Consider the following 15,806-nt stretch of genomic DNA (forward strand, 5'->3'; position numbering starts at 1 on the left):
CATGTCCGATCGCCTGACCCTGCACCTCGTCGATACCTCGCCCGCGCCCCCGGCCCCAGGTCAACGCGCGCCGCTGCGCTGGCGTCCGCTGTTGTCCGCGCTGCTGCTGGCCGGCTTCTACGCGCTGCCGTGGCTGCGCTGGGACGGCCGCCAGGCGCTGTTGTTCGACCTGACCGCGCGCCGCTTCGATCTGTTCGGCTGGACGCTCTGGCCACAGGACGTGGGCCTGCTGTTGGGGCTGGCCGCCGTGCTCGGCGCCGCGCTGGTACTGCTCACCAACCTGGCCGGGCGGGTGTGGTGTGGCTACGGCTGCCCACAGACCCTGTGGAGCCGGCTGTTCCGCTGGATCGAACAGGGCATTGCGCGCCGGGTGCCGTCCGCAGGCGTGGCGCGCGCGATCAAGCACCTGGCGTGGATGCTGGTGGCGGCGTGGACCGGTATCACCTTCGTCGGGTTCTTCAGTCCGATCCACGGGCTGGTCGGCGCCTCATGGCCGCCGGCCTGGAGCGGCTGGGAAACCTTCTGGGTCGTGTTCTATGCGGCAGCCACCTGGGGCAATGCCGGTTTCCTGCGCGAGCATGTCTGCCGCGAACTATGTCCGTATGCACGCCTGCACGGCAGGTTCTGCGACAGCGACACACCGCGGATGCAGTACCTCGCCCGCCGCGGCGAGCCCCGTGGCCCACGCGCGCCGGGGTTGGGCGGTGTCGAGGCGCGCGGCCGCGGGCTGCTCGACCCCACCAGTGCCAGCGATTACGCGTTCCGCGCCGCGCATGAAGACATCGCCGGCCCGATGCCGCACTTCAGCGCCGACCGTCTTGGGGATTGCCTGGATTGCGGCGCCTGCGTCAGCGTCTGTCCGATGGCGCTGGACGTGCGTGCCGGGCCACACGCGGACTGCATCGGCTGTGGCGACTGCCAGGACGCCTGCGATGCACGGATGCGCGCCGCGCAGTTCCCGATCGGGCTGATCCAATACACCAGCGTGGCGGCCATCCAACAACGCCCGGCGCGCTGGCTGCGCCCGCGCACGCTTGCCGCGGCCGGCACGCTGCTGGCGTTGCTGGGTATCGGTCTTCATCACGTGTCGTAGCGCCGTGCTGGCGGTGTCCCCGCTGCGGATTCCCGGCCCCCCGACCCGGTCTCAGCGCGCGCGCGTCCGCGCACTGCGCGGCGGCACCAACTGCGCCCGCCGCACGATCCCCAGCTGTTCGATGATCAACGCCAGCTCATTGGTGACACGGGTTCGCGCGATGCCCTGCGCGGGTGGGACCAGGCGCTCGAGCACGCGCTGGTAGGTGGACCAGAATTCCGGGCCGCAGCCATGCTTCACGTAGCTGGCTTCCAGCTCGGTTCGCACTCCGTCAGCCAAGTCATGTTCGCCGTATGCCATACGACCTCCGTGGGACTTGCTCGCTTCAGGGACGACAAAACCCCCTCAGGGGCGGATTCACTTCGGGTTCACTTAAAATTTGCACGGCCGTTGCATTAAGTCAATTACCCCAAGGGCAAATGCAGACGCCATGATGAACCGTTCATAGTGCGTCCGCGCCCACATCCGCATCATGCAGGCGCTGTATTGACAGCAATATGTCAGCGCGGCATCCGGATAATCCGTGGCTCATCGGCCGCGGCCCAAGGGAAACTCCCGGTGCGACGTTCTCACTCCGCAGACGAACGGGTCTGCTGCACCCCAGCGCGTTCGGGAAGATGCGGCGCGACAAACCGCATCAGGCGTTCCATCGCACTGTCCACCGGCGGGCCGCCCAGGATGCGGTCGGCAAACGCCTCCCAGTCACCGGCCGACAACCCTGCGATCTGGGTCGGTTCCACCCCCAGCCAGCGCATGCTCCAGTACGGGAAATAACGCTGCGGCACGCGTGCATGGCCGAGTTTTTGGATGGCCCGATGACTGCGCGCCTGCAGCACGCGCTCATGCACGGCGGACACGCCATCATCCGGACCTTCGAAGTACTGCAGGAACCGACTGCCGTCGTAGAGCAGTACACCGGTGACCCCAGCCAGGCTGTTGAAGCGGATGGCATCTTCGACAAGAGCATCGAGATGCGCCGCAGACAACGGGCCCGCAACGTCGCTGACATACGCGATCGCGCACAGGGGCATGGGTAAACTCCGACAATTTCAAACCACTATGCTGGCACTTTCAGGTACCTAAATAAAGCGCCTGCCTGAAGCGTTCAGAACATGGCGCGTTTACTGGCGCGGGGCAATCGAGCTGCGTACCGCCTCACTGAACGCATCGAGCAGGAACGGTTTGGCGATCATGGCCATGCCGTTGTCGAGAAACGCCGAGCGTTCCTGCGCTTTCTCTGCGTAGCCGGTCATGAACAGCACCGGCAACGACGGGCGCGACTGCCGCGCGATTTCCGCCAGCTGTCGTCCGTTGAGGCCCGGCAGCCCGACATCGGTAATCAGCAGGTCGATTTTTTTCGACGACGCCAGGATCGGGATGGCGCCGTCGGCATCGCCCACCACCTCCGCGGTATACCCAAGATCTTCCAGCACCACGGTCACCAGCATGCGCACCTGCTCGTCATCCTCCACCACCAGGATCGACTGCCCGGCGCCGAGCGACACCGGCGGCGTGTTGGGGGCGGCGTCGTCTTCGGTGACCTCGTGGGCCACCGGCATGAACAGCGACACCGTGGTGCCCTGCCCCGGCGCGGAGTCGACAGTGATGTGGCCGCCGGACTGCTGCATGAAGCCGTAGACCATGGACAGGCCGAGCCCGGTGCCCTTGCCGATCGGCTTGGTGGTGAAGAACGGCTCGAAGATGCGTTCCACCACCTCCGGGGGCATGCCCGTGCCGGAATCGGAGACGGACACCACCGCGTACTCGCCGGCCGGAATGGTCGGCACCTCGCCATCGGCGACGTGGACGTGCAACGTGCGCAGCTGCAACTCGCCGCCATCGGGCATCGCATCACGCGCATTGATGGCCAGATTCAGCAGCGCGCTTTCGAACTGGTTGCTGTCCAGATTCGCATGCAGCGGCGTCTGACTGATGGCCATCTGGATGCGGATCGTTTCGCCCAGGGTGCTGCGCAGCAGGTGCTGCACCGAACCGACCCGCTCGTTGAGTTCCACCGTCCTGGAATCCAGCGATTGCCGGCGCGAGAACGCCAGCAGCCGCTGCGTGAGCGCCGCCGCACGCTGGCTGGAGGCGGTCGCCGCATCGAGGAAGCGCTCCAGCCCATCCATGCGCCCCATGTCCAGGCGCATGCGCACGATATCCAGCGAGGACAGGATGCCGGTCAGCATGTTGTTGAAGTCGTGCGCGATACCGCCGGTCAACTGCCCGATCGCATCCATCTTCTGCGACTGGCGCAGGGCCGCTTCACTGGCCTCGCGCGCGGCCATCTGGCGCTCCAGTTCGGCGGTGCGCTCGGCTACCATCGCCTCGAGGTCCAGCGCGTGCTGCTGGCTGGTCTCCAAGGCGAGTTTGGAGGCGGTGATATCGGTGACGAACACATGGAAACCGTCCGGCGCGCCTTCCGCATTGAAACGCGGCGAGTAGCGGATTTCACTGTCGCGTCGACGGCCGTCACTGAAGGGCCAGTTGGCTTCGAACACGATGTGCTCGCCGTTCAGCGCACGCTCGATCAACAGGTGGCGACTGCTCCAGACCTCCGGCCCGAACACGTCCGGCACGCGCTTGCCGATCACCTCCGACACGGGCCGCCCAAACCAGGCTTCATAGGCCTTGTTCGCGAAACGGTAGTGCAGGTCGCGGTCGATGAAAGCGATCAGCACCGGCATGGCATCGGCGACCAGGCGCAGTTCGGCTTCACTGCGCTCCAGCGCGGCGCGCCCATCGGCCAGCGCCTGCATCTGGTCACGCACCAGGAACTGCTTGTCGCGCGCTCTCAGCGCACTCTGCACGGAGCTGAGCAGCGAGCTACGCCCCAATGGCCGATCCAGCTCGATGATGTTGATCGCCAGCGGCAGGCCCGGATCGGCCAACGGGCGTTTCTGCGAACGCGGCGATCGCAGCAGGATGAACGGAATATCCGACCAGGAGGGCTGCCGGGCCAAGGGCTCCAACAGGACGCCCGCGCCTTTGACTACCGCTTCCTCGGTAACGACCACCGCGCCGACGCCATCATCGAGCGCATCGGCCAGCCGCGACAGGCTGTCATGGACCGTGGTCTTCAGTCCAACGCCGGTGAGCACGGAGGCGATGCTTTGCGCATCGTGCCCGAACGGCGCAAAGATGTGGACGGCGCCGGACACGCCCTCATTCTGCACGGGCAAGACCAAGCAGATGCGCCGTGTTGCCCACGAACTCCGGCGTGCCGGTCAGGATGCCCTTGAATTCGTCGAGGGGCGCACTGAGCGAGATGCCCTTGCCGTCGATCTTCAACTCCCGGATCGTGTTCTCGTGCGCACCGCCGCGGTTCTTGATGACCGAGATCGCCTTGCGGATGCGACCCTGCGATTCGAAGAAACGGAACAGCACGACCGAGTCGGCGATGTAGGAAACGTCGAGGTTGCCGGTCGACATCGTTCCGACCAGGCCATGTTGCGGATTGATCAGGACGGTCACCACGCCCTTCTGGTTGAGGTAGGAGAGCATCTCGTGCAACTGCAGCATGAGCTGCTTTTCCTGCGGCATGGCGGTGACATAGCCGTTGAGGCTGTCGATCACCAGCACGCGACACTGCCTCTCCTCGACCGCGCGCCGCATGTTCCAGGCGAACTCGCCCGGCGAGATTTCCGCCGGATCGACCTGCTGTATCTCCAGCAGACCTGACGCCATGTGCTTGCTCAGATCGATGTCCAGCAACTCCGCACGTGCCAGCAGGGTGCCGATGCGTTCATCGAACTCGAAGATGCAGCAGTGCTCGCCACGCTCGCAGGCCGCCCAGACATACTGCAGCGCCACGTTGGTCTTGCCGCTGCCGGCCGGGCCGGTCAGCAGGGTGCTGGTACCCCGCAGCGGGCCACCTCCGAGCAGGCTGTCGATGCCGGCCACGCCACTGCTGATGGGCGTACCCAGGAACGTTGCGTGGTGGTCCGAGGCGATCAACCGCGGGAACACCTCCAGGCCGCCTTCGCGGATGACCATGTCATGGTAGCCAGCGGTGAAGTTCACCCCGCGCAGCTTCTGCACATGCATCCGGCGCCGTGCCGGACCGAAATCCAGCGTCAGTCGCTCCAGCGACACCACGCCATGACACAGGCTGTGCAGCTGGCCATCGCGCTCTTCACCGGAGGCGGTCATGTCATCGACCAGCACCACCGTCGCGCTCTTGGGCGCGAAGAACTGCTTCAGCGAGAGAATCTGGCGCCGGTAACGCAGCGGATCCTGCGCCAGCAGCCGCAGTTCGGACAGGGAATCGAAGACCACGCGGTGCGGCTTGATGCGCTCGACCTCGCCCAGGATCAGCTTGACCGTTTCGTCCAGCTCCACCTCCCAGGGATGCAGCACGGACTGCAGGCGGCCATCACCGAGGGCCTCTTCGGCCGAGGCGAGCTCGAACAGCTCCAGCCCCTCCAGCGACCAGCCGTGGGCATGCGCGACCTCGCGCAGTTCATCGGCCGTTTCCGAGAGCGTGATGTACAGGCAGCGCTCCCCCCTGCTCAATCCATGCAGCAGGAACTGCAAGGACAGCGTGGTCTTGCCCGATCCGGGTGGCCCCTCGAGCAGGTACAGCCGCCCTTGGGGAAAGCCTCCGCCCAGAATGCTGTCGAGCCCTTCGATCCCGGTTGCTACGCGCGCTTTTTGTGTCTGCATAAGGCTGCCAATGTGGACGGCCGCAGCATACGAAGCCCGCTGTGTAGGCCCCGTCGGCTCTCGCGTCCGAAACTGAATGGAGCCCCACAACGCACAAAGCCCGCTTTCGCGGGCTCTGGACTTGTTTCTATTTGGAGGCCTGGGTCGGAATTGAACCGGCGTACGCGGATTTGCAGTCCGCTGCATGACCACTCTGCCACCAGGCCGGTGACCCTACGATCATCGAAGGCGTGTTGCGTGCCCCGATAAAACAAGACCCCGAGAACGGGGCCTGGTCAGGATTTGGAGCGGGAAACGAGACTCGAACTCGCGACCTCAACCTTGGCAAGGTTGCGCTCTACCAACTGAGCTATTCCCGCAAAATCAAGCGTGCATGTTACCGAAACCACTCGAAACACGCCAGCTTTTTCACACCTTTTTTCACATCCCGGTCGATGCCGCCGGACCGGATGCCCGCGTGCCACCGCGGAGAAAAACAAGGCCCCAAGGGGGCCCTGTCGAAATCTGGAGCGGGAAACGAGACTCGAACTCGCGACCTCAACCTTGGCAAGGTTGCGCTCTACCAACTGAGCTATTCCCGCAGACTTTCGCTTGCCCCGACCGCACCGCACCCTGGGGCGCTGGAGGCTGTCGGCCCCTCGACCTGCGTCGAAGGAGCGCTATTCTGTCGGAATTCCTTCACGTCGTCAACATCCTTTTGGCGGCAATTCCGTGCGTTGCTCCGGGCCGCCCCGGGGTGCTTGCCGGCCTTGCCCTGCCCCTCCCCGGTCAATCCATGAATCACCGCATGCCACGCCCTCTCCGCATTGCCAGCCTCGCCATCGCCGCCCTGATCGGCGCGCTCGCCATCGTCGGCGCGGCCACCCACGTCGTCTCCAATGCCTGGATGATGCTGACCGACAGGAGCAACGTGATCCCGGCCGAATCATCGATCCTCTCGTTCGAGCCCTACGTCATCAACCCGGGCTCATCGAACTATTGGCTGTACGGCAAGGACCGCACGAACTATTACCACTTCGTGCACACAGAGCAGGCGCTCTACGTGTACCTGCCGATCGAAAACAGCTGTCCCGGGTTCGACCGCGAGAACATCCGCACGTGGTGCAACGTCCGGATCGGAACACGCCACTGACCGCAGACGCGCGCATACGAAAAAAGCGACCCGGAAGGTCGCTTTCTTCGGCGTTTCCGTTCGCGACGAATCGCGATGGAAACAGTATCTGGAGCGGGAAACGAGACTCGAACTCGCGACCTCAACCTTGGCAAGGTTGCGCTCTACCAACTGAGCTATTCCCGCTTGGGAGGCGAAATTCTACAGCCAAATGCAGGGCTGTCAACAGCCTTTCATGCATTCTTTTTCGCCTTGGCGCTCTCACGCGCGAGGCGTTCGTCTTCGCGCAGGCTCGGCCAGGCCGCGTGCAGGTACTGCAGGCCCGACCACAGCGTCAGGATCGAGGCGATCGCCAGGGTCCAGTCACCGATATGGAAGACCTGGATGCCCATCCAGATGTCCTGCATCGGGGTGTGCGGTGCGACCGAATACAGCAGGCACAGCAGCGCGACCATCTGCGCGGTGGTTTTCACCTTGCCGATCACGGCCACGCGCACCTTGGCGCGCTGGCCGATTTCCGCCATCCATTCGCGCAGTGCGGAGACGGCGATTTCACGGCCGACGATCACCGCCGCCCAGACCGCCATCCACGCCGTGGGATGGCCCTGCACGATCAGGAACAGCGCCACCGCCACCATCAGCTTGTCCGCGACCGGGTCCAGGAACGCGCCGAACGCGGACTGCAGGTCGTAGCGGCGGGCGATCCAGCCGTCGAGCCAGTCGGTGAGCGCGGCCAGGCCGAAGATCGCCGCAGAGGCGAAATTGGTCCACTTGTAGGGGAGATAGAACACCAGCACCAGCACGGGGATCATCACGATCCGCAACAGGGTCAGCCAGGTGGGGAGGGTCAACTTCATTGCGTCTCTCTACTCGCCCGCCGCGTCGGGCGTGGGCAGTCCATGAAGGTTAGCGTAGATACGCGCAGCGAGGGCGTCATTGATGCCTTCCACCTTCGCGATTTCCGCTTCGCCGGCGGCTTTCAGGCCGACCAGGCCGCCGAAATGTTTGAGCAGGCTGGCACGCCGGCGCGGGCCGATGCCGGGGATATCTTCGAGTTTGCTGGTCATGCGGGCCTTCTGGCGGCGCCCGCGGTGGCCGGTGATGGCGAAGCGATGGGCCTCGTCGCGCACCTGCTGGATGAACTGCAGCGCCGGTGAGGCCGCGCCCGGGCGCAGCTCGCGGCCGTCGGGCATGACCAGGGCTTCATGCCCTGCCCTGCGCTCCACGCCCTTGGCCACGCCGACCAGCATCACCCCTTCCACGCCCAGATCGGCCAGTGCGGCCTGCGCCTGGGCCAACTGGCCGGCGCCACCATCGATCAGCAGCAGATCGGGCAGCACGCCATCCTCTTCGACCGCACGGCGGAAGCGCCGTTCGATCGCTTGGCGCATGGCGGCATAGTCATCACCCGGCTCGATCCCGCTGATGTTGAAGCGGCGGTACTGGCTGCGCACGGGCCCGGCGGCATCGAACACCACGCACGAGGCCACGGTGGCTTCGCCCATGGTATGGCTGATGTCGAAACACTCGACCCGCTTGACCTGCTCGGTGAGGCCGAGCATCTGGCGCAGGTCTTCGCTGCGCGCGTGCTGCGCGGTGCGGCTGCCCAGTTCGGTCACCAGGGTGATCTGCGCATTGCGCGCGGCCAGCTCCACATACCCGGCGCGCTCGCCACGGACATTCCACCGCAGCTGCACCTTGTGCTCGGCGGAGGCACTCAGCGCCGATTCGATCAGGCTGGCATCGGGAATCTCGCGGTCGAGCAGGATCTCGCGCGGAGGGGCGTGTTCGGCGTAATACTGGGACACGAACGCGCCCAGCACTTCGTCGGCACTTTCTTCGCCATTGGTGCGCGGGAAGAACGGCCGCGTGCCCATGTTGCGGCCATCACGGAAGGCCAGCAGCAGCACACAGGCACTGGCGCCCTGGGTGGCGCAGGCGAGCACGTCCAGGTCGGCAGCGCGGCCGTCCACGTATTGACGGGTCTGCATGCTGCGCAGCGAGGCGATCAGATCGCGCAGGCGCGCGGCCTGCTCGAACTCCAGCGCTTCGCTGGCGGTCTGCATCTGGGTGCCGAGCTCGCGCGCGAGCTGGTCGCTCTTGCCTTCCAGGAACATCGAGGCGCGGCGCACGGATTCGGCATAGTCCTCCGCCGCCACCAGGTCCACGCACGGCGCGCTGCAGCGGCCGATCTGGTATTGCAGGCAGGGCCGCGAGCGGTTGCGGAACACGCTGTCTTCGCAGCTGCGCAGCTTGAACAGCTTGTGCATCAGGTTGAGCGTTTCGCGCACCGCGGTGACGCCCGGGTACGGCCCGAAGTACCGCCCCGGCACCGCACGCGGGCCACGGTGCAGCGCGATGCGCGGCCATTGCTCGCGGGTCAGCAGCACGTGCGGGTAGGTCTTGTCGTCGCGCAGGGAGACGTTGTAGCGCGGCGAGAGCGACTTGATCAGCTGGTTTTCCAGCAGCAGCGCCTCGGCTTCCGAGCGGGTCACGGTCACGTCCATGCGCGCGACCTGCGACAGCATCGACATGATCCGCGTGGTCTTGGGCGTGCCGTTGAAATAACTGCCCACGCGATTGCGCAGCGCACGCGCCTTGCCGACGTACAGCAGGGTGTCGTCGGCAGCGTACATGCGGTACACGCCGGGGGCGGTGCTCAGGTGGGCCGCAAATGCCTTGCCATCGAAGGCGGGGGCGGAAGAAACAGTCATTCGTTGATCGGCACGTCGCTCAGGACACCACTGACGGGGTCGAAACGGAGGACGGCATGGGCGTCGGTCTCCGCGATCCAGACCGCACCGCCGCCCAGCGCCAGGCCGGCCGGGCCATGCAGGCGGCGCGGCAGCTCCAGCGTGCTCAGCTCGCCGCCGCCGAGGCGCAGCGTGCGCAGGCGGCCGTTGCCGGCATCGGCGATCCACAGCAACGGGGCATCCGGACTCAGCGCGATCGCCTGCGGGTACTGCAGCAGCGCCGAGGCCCGCGGGCCATCCTGTTCGCCGAAGGTCCACAGGCCCTGCCCGACCAGTGTCTGCACCAGGTCGCCGCGCAGCTGCAGGGCGCGGATCGACGAGCCGAGTGCATCGCAGACGTACAGCACCTGCTGGACCGCCGCGACCGAGCACGGCTGCGCGAACGCGGCCAGATGACCGCTACCGTCGCGCGCGTCGATCGCGCCGCTGCCGGCGCGCCACTGCAGGCTGCGCTGGCCAAGGTGATAGCTCCAGATGCGGTTGTCGCCGGCCATCGCGATATGGATCTGGTTGTCGGCGACCGCCAGGCCCTGCGGGTGGTTGAGCGCGGTACGGCGCGGATCGGCCACCGGCCCTTCGATCGGCTCGCCGGGGCGGCCGGTGCCGCACAGCGTATCGACCTGGCCGGACAGCAGATGGATGCGGCGCAGCGCATGGTTGCCGGTGTCGGCGACGTACAGCCATTCGCGCTCCAACGCGAGGCCCTGCGGGTGGTGGAAGGCCGCTTCGGCCTGGCCCCCGTCCATGAAATCGGCGGTACCCATGCCGAACTGGCGCAGCACGCGGCCACCGTGGCTGCATTCCAGCACGCGGTGATGCCCGGTATCGGCGATGTACAGGCGCTCGGTGGTCACCGCCAGGCCGGTCGGGAAGCGCAGCGCGAGGCGCGGTTCGGGGCTGAGTTCGCGGGCGCCGTGCAGGTCCTCATCGGACGGCCGCGAACTGCCTTCGCAGAGGGCCGTGAGGGCGCGCTCGAGTTCGCCGCCGAGGCCGACCAGCCGTTCGCGCTCGCGCCCCTGGGCATCCAGCAGGACCAGAGTCGGCCACGCGGTCACGCCGAAGCGGCGCCAGCCGTCCCACTCCGCATCCAGCAGCGCCGGGGCGTTCAGGCCCTGGCGGCGGAGCAGTTTCAGCGACTGCGCGGGATCGCGCTCGCCATCGAACCGCGGCACCTGCAGCACCAGCAGCTGCAGCTTGCCCGGGTTGCGCGACTGCCACTGGGCCAGCTCGGCCAGCCGCTGCGCGCACCACACCGAGGCGGCATTGACGAAGGCCAGCACCACCGGCCGCCCCTGCAGCTCGGCGAGGGTGGTCGGCGGGGCGTTGAGCCAGGTGGCGAATTCGGGCAGATCCTGGACGGGCTGGACGTTCATGCCCCGATTATGCCGGACTCGGCGTCATGCATCCGTCGTGCCACGGTCATCCGGCGGTTCATCGGCGTGCGGCGGAGGTCGCCGCGGCGGACGACCGCCCCGGTCACGGGTGCGCGGCCCACCACGCTTCTGCGCGCTCCAGATCCTCCGGCGTATCGATGCCGGGCGGGAACTCGGACGGGGTCAGCGCCACGCTGATGCGGTGCCCCGCTTCCAGCACGCGCAGCTGCTCCAGTGATTCCAGCTGCTCCAGCGTGCCGGGCGGCAACGCAGCGAACTGGCGCAGGAAGCCGGCGCGGTAGCCGTAGATGCCGATATGGCGCAGCCAGTGCGGGCCGGCCAGGGTGTCGCGCGAGCGCGCGAACGCATCGCGGTGCCACGGGATCGGTGCACGGCTGAAGTAGAGCGCGTCCAGGTTCTGCCTGCGCACGACCTTGACCACGTTCGGGTCGAACAGGGTTTCGGCGTCCTCGACCGGGGTGGCCAGCGTGGACATCTCCGCACCGCTGTAGACCAGGGCTTCGGCCACTGCGCGGATGCCCTCGGCCGGGGCGAACGGCTCATCGCCCTGCAGGTTCACCACCAGCGTGTCATCCGCCCAGCCAGCCTGCGTTGCGCACTCGGCCAAGCGATCGGTGCCGGAGGCATGCGCGGTGGAGGTCATCGCCACGCGCACCTCGGCCAGCCCCTGCAGGGCATCGGCGATGCGCTGATCATCGGTGGCGACCCAGACTTCGCGCGCACCGGCAAGCAGGGCGCGTTGTGCGACGCGCAGCACCAGCGGCTCACCGCCGAGCAGGCGCAGTGGCTTGCCCGGCAGCCGCGAGGCGGCATAGCGGGCGGGAATGGCGACGACGAACTCGACGGAAGCGCTCATGGGGGACGACCTGTACGGAAGGAATGCAGTCAGGGCCTCAGTGTGCCGCACGCGGCACCGGGCCCGTCAACGCTTGCCGAGTTTCTCGACGCGGTCCAGCAGCGTGATCCAGAACGCCGCCGGCAGTTCGGCCGACAGCGGCACGGCGAAGTGCCATTCGGTCGCGAAGGCCTTGCACTTGACCGCGTCCTTCTCGGTCATCAGCACCGGCAGTTCGCTGCCGAAGCGCAGATCGGCCGGCTGGTAGGCATGGTGATCGGCGAAGGCATGCGGCACCACGCCGATGCGATGCGCACGCAGCATGTCGAAGAAGCGCTGCGGGTTGGCGATACCGGCCACTGCGTGCACGCGCTGCCCCTGGAAATGCGCGAGGCGCCGCGCGCGGCCGCCCTGCAGCGGCTGGGCGCTGTCGATGCGCAGCTGCATCGGCCATTCGCCGAAACCGCAGGCGGTCTGGGCTTCGGTGCCATCGCTGGCCTGGCCCATGTTGACCACCCGGAAGTCGCAGTCTCGCGCACGGCTGGCCGGCTCGCGCAGCGGCCCGGCCGGAATCAGCCGGCCATTGCCGTAGCGACGCTGGGCGTCGACCACTTCGATCTCGATGTCACACGCCAGCCGGTAATGCTGCAGGCCGTCGTCGCAGACGATGATGTCGCAGCCCGCCTCGACCAGCGCCTTGCCGGCCGCGACGCGGTCCGCATCCACCCGGACCGGCACACCGGTTTTCCAGGCGATCAGCACCGGCTCGTCGCCGCCGAGCGCGGTATCGGTCGTGGCCAGCACCCAGCGTGGCGTGCCCGCGTCATCGCGGCCATAGCCACGGCTGGCGACGCCCGGCTTCCAGCCCGCCTCGCGCAGGCGGTTGACCAGCGCGATCGTCAGCGGGGTCTTGCCGGTGCCACCGGCGGTGATATTGCCGACCACCACCACCGGCACCGGCAGCGGATGCCGCTTCAGCCAGCGGCGGCGATACGCCATCCGCCGCAGCGCGATGGCCGCGCCGTACAGCGGTGACGCCAGGCGTGCCAGGAACGGAATCGCGGTGCCGTCATACCAGTACGACGGCGTGTGCGTACCCTTGCCGGCCATCAAGGCTGCCTTTCGCGGAACTGCATCTTGTGCAGGTGCTCGTAGAGGCCACCCAGCGCCAGCAGCTCAGTGTGCGTGCCACGCTCGACGATGCGGCCGTGATCCATCACCAGCACCTGGTCGGCATGCTCGATGGTGGACAACCGGTGCGCGATCACCAGCGTGGTGCGCTCGGGCATCAGGCGCTGCAGGGCATCCTGCACCAGGCGCTCGGATTCGTTGTCGAGCGCAGCGGTGGCTTCATCCAGGATCAGGATCGGCGCGTCGCGCAGGATCGCGCGGGCGATCGCCAGACGCTGGCGCTGGCCGCCGGAGAGCAGCGCACCGTTCTCGCCGACCGGCGTCTGCAGCTGCTGCGGCATGCGCGCGATGAACTCCCAGGCATTGGCCGCTTCGGCCGCCGCGCGGATCTGTTCTTCGGTGGCGTCCATGCCGTAGGCGATGTTGGCGCCCACGGTGTCATCGAACAGCATCACCTTCTGTCCGACCATCGCGACCTGGCGGCGCAGATCGGCCAACGGATAATCATCCAGCGCCACGCCGTCCAGCGTGATGCGGCCACCGCTGGGTTCGTAGAAGCGCGGCACCAGGCGGATCAGGCTGGTCTTGCCGCTGCCGGAGCGGCCGACGATCGCCGTCACCGTGCCCGGCTTGGCCACGAAACTGATGTCATCCAGCGCGATGCCGGTGTCCTCGCGGTAGCGCAGCATCACGTGTTCGAACGCGAGCTCGCCACGTGCGCGGCCGATCCGCTGGAGGCCTTCGTCGCGCTCGACCGGCATGTCGAGAATCCCGAACAGGCGCTCGGCTGCGGCCACGCCGCGCGAGATCGAGGTCTGCACGCTGGTCAGGCGACGCAGCGAGGGAATGATCGCCATCATCGAGGTCATCAGGCCCATGAACTGGCCTGCGTTGAGCTTGCCGGCCAGCGCCTCGCGGGTGGAGACCCACACGATCACCGCCAGCGCCAGCGCGGCCAGGAACTGCACCGTGCTGGAAGCCAGCGCGCGCGTGGTTTCGACCTTCATGTTCAGGCCGAGCATGCGGTTGGCCAGACGCGAATAGCGCGAGATCTCGTGCGCCTGGGTGCCATGCACCTTCACTTCCTGCTGCGCGGCCAACGATTGCTCGGCGGTCTGCGCCATGCCACCCATGCCGTCCTGGATGCCGCGGCTGATGCGGCGGTAACGCTTGCCGACGATCGAGACGATCACACCGATCAGCGGCACCACGACCAGCATCGCCATGGTGACCTTGACGCTCATCTGCAGCATCACCACCAGCATGGCGATGATGGTGAGGGTGTCGGCCACCAGGGTCTTGAGCGCATCGGCGCTGGCCTGGGTGACCTGCTCGGTATCGAAGTTCAGGCGGCTGACCATCACCGGCGTGGCTTCGGCATCGAAATGCGAGGACGGCAGGTGCAGGTATTTCTCCAGCACCTGCTCACGCAGGTCGCGCACCACGCTGCGCCCGGTGCGGGCAAGCGCGTAGTCGCTGACCAGGGTGGCCAGGCTGCGCATCATGAACAAGCCGAGGATGGTCAGCGGCAGGATCACCGCCATGCGCGGCTCCGGGTTGACGAAACCCCGGTTGACCAGCGGCTCCATCAGCTTGGTGAAGCTGTAGCCGGCCAAGGCTTCGATCACCATCGCGACCACGGCCGCGACCATGAACACCCAATAGGCACCTGTATAGCCGAGCAGGCGCTTGTAGATCGGCCAGACGGGGGAATGTTTCTTGCTCATGGACGCACCTCCGGCGCGGTAGCGATGGCGATGCGGCGGAAGCCCAGCTGGCCCAGGGCATCCTGGGCCGTGACGACAGCCTGGTAAGGCGTACGCGCGTCGGCGCGCAACAGCACGGTCTGTTCGCGATCACTGCCGGCCACGGCGGCGATCGTCTGCTTGACCGACTCGACGTCGGTACGCAGCACTTCCTGGTCGTTGATGAAGTAACGCCCTTCGGCATTGACCAGCACGCTCAGCGAACGCGGCGGCTCGGTGGTGTCCTGCTGGCTGGCGGTCGGCAGCTGCAGCTGCAACGTCGAGCGCGCGTCGAAGGTGGTAGTGACCACGAAGAAGATGATCAGGACGAGGATCACATCGATCAGGGGAACCAGATCGATGTGCGGCTCGTCCTGGATCCGGTCATTGCGGATGCGCATCCGTCAGCCCTTGACCGTCACGGGTGCGGCACCGGCCGAAGCACCGCCGGCGCGCGGGGCGTTGTTCATCACGCCCGGGCGGCCATCGAGCGCGTCCAGCAGGGCCGAGGCCTCCTGCTCCATGTCGATCACGTAGCCGGCGATGCGGCCCTTGAAGTAGCGATGGAACATCAGCGCGGGGATCGCCACGATCATGCCGGTGGCGGTGCAGACCAGCGCCTTGCCGATACCGCCGGCCAGCTGGTTCACATCGCCCACGCCGTGGTCGAGGATGCCCATGAACATCTGGATCATGCCGACCACCGTGCCGAGCAGGCCGAGCAGCGGGCCGGCCGAGGCGATCGTGCCCAGGGCGTTCAGGAACCGCTCCATGCGGTGAACCAGGTGCCGGCCGGCATCTTCGATGCGCTCGCGGATCTGGTCGCGCGGGCGATTGCGTGCTTCCAGCGCGGTGGCCAGCAGCGCGCCCAGCGGCGAATTGCCGCGCAGCGACTGGATATGGCTCGGATCGAGCTTGCCGCGCGCAGCCCAGTTGCGCACTTCCTGGCCCAGCCCGGGGGGCAGGACTTCATTGCGGCGCAGGGTCCAGAAACGCTCCAGGACAATTGCCAAAGCCAGTACGCCCAACAGCAGCAGCGGCAGCATCGGCCAGCCACCGGCCTTGACCAGTTCCCACAC

General features: G+C 66.9%; 14 protein-coding genes and 4 tRNA genes. 2 read left to right on the forward strand and 16 right to left on the reverse strand.

Going from position 1 to position 15,806, the window contains the following annotated elements:
* Nucleotide 1 precedes the first annotated feature (1 nt).
* Nucleotides 2-1,093: a 4Fe-4S dicluster domain-containing protein gene (locus tag HDC96_RS06795; protein WP_179459276.1), complete on the forward strand. Its 1,092-nt coding sequence runs from the start codon at nucleotides 2-4 to the stop codon at nucleotides 1,091-1,093.
* Between the two features lie 51 nt (nucleotides 1,094-1,144).
* Here the strand turns inward: HDC96_RS06795 and HDC96_RS06800 are convergent, their stop codons facing one another.
* From HDC96_RS06800 to HDC96_RS06830, 7 genes are all read right to left on the reverse strand, one after another.
* Entirely contained in the window at nucleotides 1,145-1,393 is a 249-nt protein-coding gene (locus HDC96_RS06800) for a hypothetical protein (RefSeq protein WP_179459277.1), read from the reverse strand.
* Between the two features lie 269 nt (nucleotides 1,394-1,662).
* Nucleotides 1,663-2,124 (reverse strand): BLUF domain-containing protein, encoded by a 462-nt coding sequence (locus tag HDC96_RS06805; protein ID WP_179459278.1) that lies wholly within the window; start codon nucleotides 2,122-2,124, stop codon nucleotides 1,663-1,665.
* Between the two features lie 90 nt (nucleotides 2,125-2,214).
* Nucleotides 2,215-4,254 (reverse strand): ATP-binding protein, encoded by a 2,040-nt coding sequence (locus HDC96_RS06810; protein ID WP_343202996.1) that lies wholly within the window; start codon nucleotides 4,252-4,254, stop codon nucleotides 2,215-2,217.
* A gap of 4 nt (nucleotides 4,255-4,258) precedes the next feature.
* Nucleotides 4,259-5,770 carry an ATPase domain-containing protein gene (locus HDC96_RS06815; RefSeq protein WP_343203006.1) on the reverse strand — a complete coding sequence of 504 codons (1,512 nt, stop codon included), beginning with the start codon at nucleotides 5,768-5,770 and terminating at the stop codon, nucleotides 4,259-4,261.
* Nucleotides 5,771-5,890: 120 nt separating this feature from the next.
* A tRNA-Cys gene (locus tag HDC96_RS06820) sits at nucleotides 5,891-5,964 on the reverse strand.
* A gap of 77 nt (nucleotides 5,965-6,041) precedes the next feature.
* A tRNA-Gly gene (locus HDC96_RS06825) sits at nucleotides 6,042-6,117 on the reverse strand.
* A 146-nt stretch (nucleotides 6,118-6,263) separates the two neighbouring features.
* Nucleotides 6,264-6,339 (reverse strand) — tRNA-Gly (locus HDC96_RS06830).
* 194 nt (nucleotides 6,340-6,533) lie between these two features.
* Between HDC96_RS06830 and HDC96_RS06835 the strand changes: the two genes are divergently transcribed.
* A complete protein-coding gene (locus HDC96_RS06835) occupies nucleotides 6,534-6,890 on the forward strand; it encodes a hypothetical protein (protein ID WP_179459281.1) in 357 nt (118 codons plus the stop codon).
* 89 nt (nucleotides 6,891-6,979) lie between these two features.
* Here HDC96_RS06835 and HDC96_RS06840 read toward each other — a convergent pair.
* The 9 genes from HDC96_RS06840 to HDC96_RS06880 form a co-directional block, all read right to left on the reverse strand.
* Nucleotides 6,980-7,055, reverse strand: a tRNA-Gly gene (locus HDC96_RS06840).
* A 47-nt stretch (nucleotides 7,056-7,102) separates the two neighbouring features.
* Nucleotides 7,103-7,726, reverse strand: a complete 624-nt coding sequence (gene pgsA / locus HDC96_RS06845) for a CDP-diacylglycerol--glycerol-3-phosphate 3-phosphatidyltransferase (protein WP_176989601.1) — start codon at nucleotides 7,724-7,726, stop codon at nucleotides 7,103-7,105.
* 9 nt (nucleotides 7,727-7,735) lie between these two features.
* Nucleotides 7,736-9,583 (reverse strand): excinuclease ABC subunit UvrC, encoded by a 1,848-nt coding sequence (uvrC, locus tag HDC96_RS06850; protein WP_179459282.1) that lies wholly within the window; start codon nucleotides 9,581-9,583, stop codon nucleotides 7,736-7,738.
* Nucleotides 9,580-10,995 (reverse strand): hypothetical protein, encoded by a 1,416-nt coding sequence (locus HDC96_RS06855; RefSeq protein WP_179459283.1) that lies wholly within the window; start codon nucleotides 10,993-10,995, stop codon nucleotides 9,580-9,582. The genes uvrC and HDC96_RS06855 overlap by 4 nt, the downstream gene beginning before the upstream one ends.
* A gap of 103 nt (nucleotides 10,996-11,098) precedes the next feature.
* Nucleotides 11,099-11,872, reverse strand: a complete 774-nt coding sequence (kdsB, locus tag HDC96_RS06860; protein ID WP_179459284.1) for a 3-deoxy-manno-octulosonate cytidylyltransferase — start codon at nucleotides 11,870-11,872, stop codon at nucleotides 11,099-11,101.
* 66 nt (nucleotides 11,873-11,938) lie between these two features.
* Nucleotides 11,939-12,961, reverse strand: a complete 1,023-nt coding sequence (gene lpxK / locus HDC96_RS06865; RefSeq protein WP_179459285.1) for a tetraacyldisaccharide 4'-kinase — start codon at nucleotides 12,959-12,961, stop codon at nucleotides 11,939-11,941.
* Nucleotides 12,961-14,709: a lipid A export permease/ATP-binding protein MsbA gene (msbA, locus tag HDC96_RS06870; RefSeq protein WP_179459286.1), complete on the reverse strand. Its 1,749-nt coding sequence runs from the start codon at nucleotides 14,707-14,709 to the stop codon at nucleotides 12,961-12,963. The genes lpxK and msbA overlap by 1 nt, the downstream gene beginning before the upstream one ends.
* The gene (locus HDC96_RS06875; RefSeq protein ID WP_019183376.1) at nucleotides 14,706-15,128 is read right to left on the reverse strand and encodes a biopolymer transporter ExbD; all 423 of its coding nucleotides are present in this window, start codon (nucleotides 15,126-15,128) and stop codon (nucleotides 14,706-14,708) included. Before HDC96_RS06875 ends, msbA begins: the two co-directional genes overlap by 4 nt.
* Before the next feature lie 3 nt (nucleotides 15,129-15,131).
* Entirely contained in the window at nucleotides 15,132-15,806 is a 675-nt protein-coding gene (locus HDC96_RS06880) for a MotA/TolQ/ExbB proton channel family protein (protein ID WP_179459287.1), read from the reverse strand.

The sequence above is a fragment of the Stenotrophomonas sp. JAI102 genome (assembly GCF_013409105.1).
In the GTDB taxonomy this organism is placed as follows: Bacteria; Pseudomonadota; Gammaproteobacteria; order Xanthomonadales; family Xanthomonadaceae; genus Stenotrophomonas; species Stenotrophomonas maltophilia_AA.